Source organism: Camelimonas fluminis, assembly GCF_014656355.1.
Taxonomy (GTDB): Bacteria; Pseudomonadota; Alphaproteobacteria; order Rhizobiales; family Beijerinckiaceae; genus Camelimonas; species Camelimonas fluminis.
The window spans coordinates 1-7,417 of sequence record NZ_BNCG01000061.1; the positions used below are offsets into that span (position 1 = coordinate 1).

Annotated in this window: 9 protein-coding genes; 6 read left to right on the plus strand and 3 right to left on the minus strand. The window is 58.4% G+C overall.

Annotation, left to right across the window (positions count from 1 at the left end; all coding sequences use genetic code 11):
* The coding region (locus IE243_RS21145) for a hypothetical protein (protein ID WP_191321292.1) at positions 1 to 1,051 on the plus strand (1,051 nt) is incomplete at its 5' end.
* A gap of 314 nt (positions 1,052 to 1,365) precedes the next feature.
* Positions 1,366 to 1,752 carry a hypothetical protein gene (locus tag IE243_RS21150; RefSeq protein WP_191321293.1) on the plus strand — a complete coding sequence of 129 codons (387 nt, stop codon included), beginning with the start codon at positions 1,366 to 1,368 and terminating at the stop codon, positions 1,750 to 1,752.
* A gap of 4 nt (positions 1,753 to 1,756) precedes the next feature.
* On the opposite strand, the gene IE243_RS21155 is transcribed toward IE243_RS21150, so the two are convergent.
* Both IE243_RS21155 and IE243_RS21160 read right to left on the minus strand, forming a co-directional pair.
* Positions 1,757 to 2,827, minus strand: coding sequence for an aq_1923 C-terminal domain (locus IE243_RS21155; RefSeq protein WP_191321294.1), 1,071 nt, complete (start codon positions 2,825 to 2,827; stop codon positions 1,757 to 1,759).
* 36 nt (positions 2,828 to 2,863) lie between these two features.
* Positions 2,864 to 3,508 carry a hypothetical protein gene (locus IE243_RS21160; protein WP_191321295.1) on the minus strand — a complete coding sequence of 215 codons (645 nt, stop codon included), beginning with the start codon at positions 3,506 to 3,508 and terminating at the stop codon, positions 2,864 to 2,866.
* A gap of 104 nt (positions 3,509 to 3,612) precedes the next feature.
* On the opposite strand from IE243_RS21160, the gene IE243_RS21165 reads away from it, so the two are divergent.
* From IE243_RS21165 to IE243_RS21180, 4 genes are all read left to right on the plus strand, one after another.
* Positions 3,613 to 4,350, plus strand: coding sequence for a DNA N-6-adenine-methyltransferase (locus IE243_RS21165; RefSeq protein ID WP_191321296.1), 738 nt, complete (start codon positions 3,613 to 3,615; stop codon positions 4,348 to 4,350).
* A gap of 107 nt (positions 4,351 to 4,457) precedes the next feature.
* The gene (locus tag IE243_RS21170) at positions 4,458 to 5,960 is read left to right on the plus strand and encodes a ribonuclease J (protein ID WP_191321297.1); all 1,503 of its coding nucleotides are present in this window, start codon (positions 4,458 to 4,460) and stop codon (positions 5,958 to 5,960) included.
* A 216-nt stretch (positions 5,961 to 6,176) separates the two neighbouring features.
* Entirely contained in the window at positions 6,177 to 6,617 is a 441-nt protein-coding gene (locus IE243_RS21175; protein ID WP_191321298.1) for a hypothetical protein, read from the plus strand.
* A gap of 195 nt (positions 6,618 to 6,812) precedes the next feature.
* On the plus strand, positions 6,813 to 7,022 hold the full coding sequence (locus IE243_RS21180; RefSeq protein WP_191321299.1) for a hypothetical protein: 210 nt from the start codon (positions 6,813 to 6,815) through the stop codon (positions 7,020 to 7,022).
* Between the two features lie 155 nt (positions 7,023 to 7,177).
* Here IE243_RS21180 and IE243_RS23245 read toward each other — a convergent pair.
* Positions 7,178 to 7,417, minus strand: a 240-nt coding sequence (locus IE243_RS23245) for a hypothetical protein (protein WP_210319941.1), incomplete at its 5' end; no start/stop codon positions are given.

Genomic DNA, 7,417 nt, shown 5'->3' on the forward strand with positions numbered 1-7,417 from the left:
TCAGAAATCTCGCGAAGGGGGAACCTCTTATGATTCTAGACGTTCGAAAACCGCTCTAGCCATCGCAACAAAGACCGGAGCGTCCGCAATAAAGGCGGAGAACCCAAGTCTGGTTGCAGACCCCACTGCATGGTCGCTCACCGGAGCTTTTGTATCCCCTGATGCCGGCGCTGCCGACAACCCTGTTGTGGTGTTTGGAACGATCGTCGCCACCGAAGATCTTTTCATTCCCGCGCAAACTTACAATGGACATACTCTGGTCTTTAAGACCCACCCCAAAGGCGCCGAAATTCGCGTCCCTGGCTCAATGACGTACAAGCGGGTCGGCACCTTCGCCAAGACGTGGGAAATCCAGATCACGTGGGACAATCGCCTGCCACCTGGCGCTCCGCTCATGGCATTCGAAAACCCGGTGGAGCTCGGAACCCCAGCCGCCGAAGCACTCCGCCATGACATGGCCAACGCCCTTGAGCGCTCAACCGAAGCTGCCCTACGGGAACAACGTGAGCGGGAAGAGAAGCTCGAGCACCAGCGCTCTCAAGCGCTGAAGCACGCAAAGGAAGCCGAAAATTCGGCAACCAGCCACTTGGTGACGATGATTTCCGAAACGCCCAAGAATGTCTGGTTACCCTTCACCATTATCACCCAAAGCAGCGGCGACACACCCACCACAAGCAAGTTCAGGGCGCTCATGATCCAGGCCGGCGCCGACCCCAGCACCCCAACCCTTTTGCTCCTAGCAGAACCGCGTGCGGACAGCACCCGGACCAATGCACCCGCGCAGATTCAGAGCGGCCTAATGACCTTCAACGACGGCGAATGCACTGTGCAACTGAGCCCCGGCGTAGGGAAGAATGGTAAAGTCACGATGGCATTCGGCTCCTACATCTGCCCCGACAAGGTGCAACGCAACGCAGCGCTGATCCCTGAAGAACGTGCGCTCGACCGCATAGCCATGTTTGCAAACCCTACGGCTGCCAACCCAGTCACCGTCGAAAACGGGAGCACACCAACTTCCATCATTCCCACGCCGCAACGCGAAAGCGAGTAGCACCGGCTATGCGGCGATCGCCGTCGCCCAAGGAAATCTAAATGTCGCTCCGTTTTCAGATCAAAGAGCGCGTATGGCACCCACTCTACGACGCATGCATCGACCGCTCTTACCGATCCAGTATCCGGCGAACAGAACTCGCGGTGCGTAATCTGCCGCGAGAAATCAGTGTTGAGAAACCCGACCAAACCCTCCACCGCGCCTCCACCCTCGTTCTCATCTCCCGATCTGGGCGCACGAGCAGCTACCGTGTCCTCCTGAGGCCGCGCCCGATCTCGTGGAGACCCCTTCGTGGCCCACTTCTATCGGGATACGTGGCATTTGAGGACGGAGCCGCCGTCTACACGACCCAACTACTTCCATTCGCATTTGATGGGCAAACCTGTGAGATACCTCTGACCGGGGTCGATCCCCACATCCCGCCACTCCGCATCGACCTTGCAAATGGCGAGACTATCGACCGGGTTCTAATGCCCGGGCCAACCCCTCCCCGCGATGCCCCAAATCCCTTCCTGGACATCGTCGAGGACCTGTTCTCAGCTGTCGACCGATCTTCAAAAGACCAATTGCGAAACCTGCGCCACCGCATCGCGGCGCGGGTTCATCCTGACATCGGTCCCGAAACAGAAGCGTTGCTTCGAGGCGCCGCCATGGCAGAAGCCAACTCCCGTATTGACCGGCTACTGGGCAACACCCGGTAACGTCTCAGTCGCTCACTGAAATGCTGACCCCCCAACGGTCAGCCCAGTCGGTCCCGGCAGCGAACCCCTTCCCGCTCACAAAATCCTGCACGGGCACCGGCGCCTTTGGCGCCATACTCAGACGCACCGCGCCTGGCTTGGCCAGAAACGCCGCAACAGCCCTCATGGCCTGGCCAGCGATCGCGCTCCCTTGTGGAACGTTCTTCGTCAATATCGGCTCAATCGCTCCAATGAGCTCATCCCTTTTGTCCGACGGCAGAAACCGCACTACCATCCGGATTGCTTCCGAGGGGATAATCTCCACCGATCCGCTACGGATATCCGCGTTTCCATCCGCCAGATCGTCGCCAACAATCAGCGACATCTTCCGCTCAGCCATCTCAACGTTACTCATAGAGACCTGGCCGATAATCTCCCCCAATTGATGCTCCACGAGCCTCATCTCGGCTTCAACCGTCCTCGCCGCACGGTCGCCCGCAATACTGATCTCGCCGGCAACGCGATACTCGCTCCTGCCGCTATCCCGCAACTGAAGCCCGCTTACCTTCAATTTTTGAGAGAAGCGGCCTCCCCCCTCCGACCGATACGACACTGCGTACATATCAGCCCGAATGGCCCCAGCCGCGCTGCTGGAAACAACACCCAGCAAAGTAGCGCTATAGTCCCCCTCCACCGAAAGTGGAGCGCTGCCGATCAGAACCGCCTTCACCGGCCCCAGCGCCATCGACCTCACTGCAACACCCTCAGCGCCCGTCACAACGACTTCCAACGCGGTTACCCCTGCAAACCGGGCCGTAGCCTCCGCCACGGCCACGTCAACAAACCGCAATTCCTTTACGCGCACGCTCGAGCTCACAACCGGTGCGCCCTCCCTTTGCGTTACGCCCAACGGAAGAGTGAGGTCTCTGACAACAACATCCGCGCCATCGGACGCAACAGACCCCGCCCGCGCCCCGTCGCTCATGCCTATCCCGAGAAACTTTTCAACCGCCTCCACGCGACCCAACGGCCCAGCGACCGCTGGCGCACAAAATACCAGCAACGCCACCGACGCATAAAAAGCGGCCTTAAACATAGGAAATTTCTCCAGTCAGAAATTAGAATAGCCGTTTCACCAATTAGAACAAACAGCCTGTTCCCGGCGGTAATTCTCCGGCGTATCGAGAGCGGCATTCTGCTCCACGGACATGCGCATCATTTTGTCAAACACGGAACGGGTCGACATCTGAATATGGTCAAGGATTCGCCTCTGCGCATCCGGCAAAGTGAATGTGTACTCGGACAACGTGGCCACCGACGATGCAACTACCGCCGCCATTTCATCGCGATAAGCGGTCACAGACTTACGCATGATGTCAACGTGACGGAATTCATGCGAACGAATTGATTCATACTCGCAACTCCCAAGAAAATAGCGGGATGAGATCGTAACCTCAATCGGCCCCGAGAACCCCACATCCACAACCACCTCAGTCGGCCTGAAACATCCGGGACGCTGTAATCCGGAGACCTGAACCTGGTATTTGGGCCTCGACGACGCCAAACCCGTCACATGCCATCCAGCCGGATTTCCATACCCGTCATAGCCATTAACCATTCCAACCGCGGCGACATTGTCGCTCGCCCTGACTGAAACATCCGGTGACGGCGTATTTACTCTAACGTTTACCGGCACATGGTCGCAGGCGCCCAATGCCGCCCCGCCCCCAACTACACAAAATGCCACGGCAATTGCGCTGAGTGTCAGATTCCACATATGAGACCCAAATTACGTTCAGGAATTTTCTATAAAATATCATTCTCACCGAAAATCGCACATTAAATAATCCAATTGAACCGAACCCCAGAGAGAAGATATCAATGTCCCACAAAGGAATGGGCGGCCATCAGTCCGCCAACGCAGACTCCGTTGTCTGGCTCACCCCAAAGCCAATCCTGCATGCCCTCGGGCCCTTCGATCTCGACCCCTGCGCTGCCCCTGATCCAAAACCGTGGTCGACAGCCGCCCATCACTATACCCTCCCGATGGACGGGCTCCTCCTGCCATGGTTTGGCCGTATTTGGCTCAACCCGTCGTACCGGCCCACCATCATAGGACGCTGGATGGAAAAACTCGCGAACCACGGAAAGGGAACAGCCCTTGTCTTCGCCAGAACCGAAACTGAGTTTTTTCATCGACACGTCTGGAACCGCGCCGATGCCTGCCTGTTCCTGCATGGCCGCCTCCATTTTTGCCATCCGGACGGTCGGATAGCCAAAGCCAATGCCGGCGCGCCAAGCGTCCTCGTTGCATATGGCGCGAAGGACGCCGAGCGACTGTACGACAGCGATATCGACGGCAAATTTGTACCCCTCACCCGACCGGTGATGATCCACGTCGCGATCAATATCGACCCGCCCACCTCATCCTGGCGCGAAATCGTCGCTGACTGCATTGCGACCCTTGGAGGCGCCGCCACCCTCACCGAGCTATACTCGAGCCTTGAAACCCATCCACGCACCCGGGCCAACCCAAACTGGCGTGCGAAGGTGAGACAAACAATTGCCCGCGCCCGCATGCCGAAAATAGGCCGTGCCAAATACGCCTTGGCCGCCTGACACCGAAAACTCCGCGTATCTTTTGTCACTTCACATCGCAGTGGCTTGCCGCTGGGAAACCGCCAGCAGCCAAATCTCCTGGCGAGTTTCCCAGAAAGCCTGACCCCATGCCCAATCCGAACCACACCCGAAACGGCCACTCATTTTTCGTACTGCCGCTTGGCGGCACGAATCGGGTTGGCCTCAACATGACCCTCATCGGTCACGCCGGCCGCTGGCTTCTCGTCGACGCCGGCGCCACCTATACCAGCCCTGGTGACAGTTATGCCGCCGACTTCGCAAAAGCCCACGGTGGCGTCATGGGAGCAATCATCCCCGACCTCACCGCGATCAACGATCTGATTTCCCGTGTCGACGCCATTGTGGTCACGCATGCCCACGAGGATCACATCGGGGCCCTCGCATTACACCACCAATTTGTGGATCGCTGGCCGGCTCTCGCCCGCATTCCTGTCTTCGCAACCCCCTATACCGCCCTCACCCTACGGCGGCGCCTCGCCCAACTGCCACACCGGCCGCGCGTCGTCGTCGCGCATCCGCGCCGCAAGATGAATATCGGCAGTTTTGGCGTCGAATGGATTTCCGTCACCCATTCTGCGCCAGAAACATGCGCTCTCGCGATCACCACAAACGCTGGCACAATCGTGCTGGCGAGTGACATCAAACTCGACCCAGCTCCTATTCTCGGACCCCAGACCGACACCGACCGGCTCGCTGAACTCGGCCACCAGGGTGTCCTCGCGTTCCTGGGCGACAGCACAAATGCCACATTAAGCGGTCGCACTGCCTCCGAAGGAGACGTCAGCAAATCCCTCTCCGCGATCGCTCGCGGCTTCCCCGGTCAGATATTTCTCGCGAGTTTCTCCTCGAACCTTGCACGGGCTGAGAGCGCCCGCCTCGCAGCACAAACCGCGGGCCGCTCTTTTTCAATCATGGGGCACAGTCTCAAACAGAATCTGAAGGTCGCCGCCACAACCGGGCTCGTAACACCCACCTGGCCGTTGGCCACCCGTCAACACAACAGCGCAGCCAACGTCCTTGTCCTTTGCACCGGTACCCAGGCGGAGCCTGGTTCAGCACTTCACCGCCTGACCGACCAGCTTGAACAGGGCCACCGGCACAGTAGCCAGCCTCAAATGCGCCGCGGAGACTTACTTATCCACTCCGCCCGGATAATTCCGGGCAACGAACTTGCTGTCGCCCCTCTCTTCGAGACCCTGAACCGTCATGGCATACACGTCCTCACAGCGGACGCCGACATCCCAGATGTCACAGTTCACGCCTCCGGACATGCATGCCGTGATGAGCTCGCGGATCTCTATCGCATGCTACGGCCAAGGTACGCCGCGCCGATCCACGGCGACCGCGACCTCATCAAGGCCCACATAGACCTTGCAATGAACCAACAATCAGTGAAGGCCGCCATTTCCCCACAAGAAGGGGAAATAATGGAAATATCTCACCGACGGACTGCAATCGTGGGCAAACTCCCAGTCAGAACTCTCGCCGAAATCCGACAGCCTGGCCGCGACGCACCGTCAAAGCTGGTGCCTTGGCCAACGACCCCGGCAAACGACCCTTCACCGGGAAACACCACAGACGCAGCATAAAAACCTATCGCAACTCTGGCCCCACCTGATAAAATGCCCCTCCAGGCAAAGACCGGGCTCGACCACGGCGGGCTGGGCCATTTTTAGAATGATCCCACCAGGCGCAGGCTTCGGGACCTGAACCATTTTGTCACAACGGGGGCAGCGATGCTCACATCATATCAAGCGCCCGAATTCCCCAAACACTCGCCCTCCCCATCCGGCGCGCGATACCGCATGGAAAGCGCCAGATGGAAGAGCAACACCGTGAAGCACGCGCCTCCTGAGCCAAACGCCGCTCCGAGACGATTCTCGAAATGGGCAAACATCGCCACCCTGACAGCGACCTCGACCACGCTGTGGTGGGCACTTCACGTGATCATTTTCTGGGTCGCACCTGTGAGCATATGGGCCGCCATTCTCATGAGTTCGACCGCGAGCATCATCGCGGTGCTCATCACACGCCGCATCTCAGGCGCCCGCCTAAGACCCCACCTCCTGCTCGCCTCGACAACCGCGATCACCTTCGCAATGTACATATCCGTCGCGGTGGCGGCTGCGTATGAGCGAGGCGACACACTCGAACGTTCGCTCGTTGCTGCGCTCGTGCTCGCAGGAATTTCTGGGCTTTATGCTCTCTCACTCGTATTCCAGGGCGCAGACGCCCCCCAGAAGTAACGCGGCAGGCCCTCCAAACGAAGGGCCTGCCCGTTTCCGCTGCCCCACCGCCTATGCCGCCCCTGTAGCCAGACACGCAGCAGCGAAACCAAAACTTTCTATGTATCGCCGATATTCCCTGTATTATTAATATCCGCATATACCCAGTCAACGTCACCGCGAAACAATCGCTCACACCCAACCAGGACATCCACCATGATGGACGAGTGGATTTTCCACATCCGGCAGGTCTTCGCAACCTACTGGAACATCCCAACAATCCTCGCCTACCGGCACGTCTATATCGGAATTGCCATAGGCGCTGCAATTTTGGTCCGGATGGCGCCAGGGGCCCTCAAGATAGGCGCCATCGCCCTGGCATTCTATGGCCCTTACCTCTATTTCACATACTTTCATCACATCTGAGCAAAGCCAACGGCAGCAGCAGCCGATATCTCGCAACCGTCTGCCAGATTCCCCGCCGCGGCCACAACCGGGTCTTCCGCCAAGGTGTCTACGCCAGAGTTTTTTGGGCCCACTAGCACGGTTCGACCTTGCCAGCGGCGCAATCCAAATCCTCACTACCAAACGCGTCTTCTGGAAAACCACCATCCAGACACAAAAACGCCGACCCATACACGCCCACAATTCGCGGAAAAATCTGAATAATCCACGGTATCAACCCGAGCCATCTGGCGCTGAAAAAAGCCGCCACCGCCAGCACGCTGCCTCTCTTTTTTTCCGACAATAAAAACCCCCACGTGTGCCCCGCGTCGATGGCGGCTCAAATCGTTCTTTGAGCGCCACGAATTTTGCTTATA